Origin of the sequence: Kitasatospora sp. NPDC059817 (assembly GCF_042731835.1) — a bacterium.
Taxonomy (GTDB): domain Bacteria; phylum Actinomycetota; class Actinomycetes; order Streptomycetales; family Streptomycetaceae; genus Kitasatospora.
The window spans coordinates 1-1,157 of the sequence record NZ_JBHWIR010000335.1; the positions used below are offsets into that span (position 1 = coordinate 1).

At 74.4% G+C, this 1,157-nt stretch carries 1 protein-coding gene; it reads right to left on the reverse strand.

Features of this window, described 5'->3' with window-relative positions:
* A partial coding sequence (locus ACFV61_RS34680) for a glycosyltransferase family 2 protein (RefSeq protein ID WP_380496086.1) occupies positions 1 to 916 on the reverse strand: 916 nt, incomplete at its 3' end.
* Positions 917 to 1,157: the final 241 nt, after the last annotated feature.

The window sequence follows — 1,157 nt, forward strand, 5'->3', positions numbered from 1 at the left end:
TCTTGCCCCCCGCGGGGCCGCGGGGCCGCGGGGGGCGGGGGGGGTGGACGCGCCGGTGGTGCTCGGCGGCCCGGTGGAAGAACTGCGGCCGCTCGGCGCGGGTGACGCACCCGGCCAGGTCGAAGACGAACAGGTAGTGCCGGATCATCCGGACGAACAGCGCGTCCCGCACCGCGTACAGGTGCGGCTGGTCCTCCAGCAGCGCGAAGCTGCGCTCGTACTGGTCGAAGAGGTCGAACACGCCGCTGCCCGGGGAGCCGGTGGGGTGGACGGTCTCCCGGCGGCGCAGCTGCACGCACTCGCGCGCCAGCGCGGCGACCCGGCGGGCGCCGAGCAGTGCCGCGTGCACCACCGGGATCTCCTCGTACCGGCCGTCGGGGAAGGCCAGCCGCAGCTCCTCCCAGTGGCCGCGGCGGATCAGCCGGTCCCAGACCAGCGGCGGCGCGCCGAACAGGGCGGGCTGGTCGAAGGGCTCGAACACCTCGGGGCCGGCTTCGGCGAGCAGCGACTCCGCTCCGCCCGGCCAGTCCCGGTCGTTGTGCCGGCGGGAGTGGCCGAACAGCAGCAGGTCCACCGGGCCGGTCTGCCCGAGCCGGTCGGCGAGGGTCTGCAACGCGTCCTGGGGCAGCTGGTGGTCGGCGTCCAGGAACAGCAGGTACTCGCCGGCGGCCCGCGCCGCCCCCGCGTTCCGGCTCACCCCGACCCCGACCGCCGCGTTGAGGTGCAGGACCGACAGCCGCGGGTGCCGGGCCGCGTACGCGTCGGCGAGCTCGCCCGCGGCGTCGGGGGAGCGGTCGGCGACCACGATCACCTCGACGTCCTGGAGGGACTGTGAGAGCAGCGAGTCCAGGCAGTCCGCGAGCTGTTTGTGCTGGTCGTAGGCGGGGAGTACGACGCTGATGAGGGGTGAGGGCATGACGCCGGAGCGTAAGAGGACGCGCTGACCGTGGCAAAGCCCTGACGGTGCGTAATACCGAGCAATCCCCGCCAAATCATACGACCGTACGCCATATCTTCACGCGGCCTGCCGGACGCGTCCACGACAGCCGGAACGCGCCGGGGGCCCGCGGCCGGGGGGGGGGGGGGGGCCGGGGGGGGGGGGGCGCGGGCGGCCCGGGGGTTTTTTACGGTGGGGTTTTGGGCAAAACCGAGCGCGC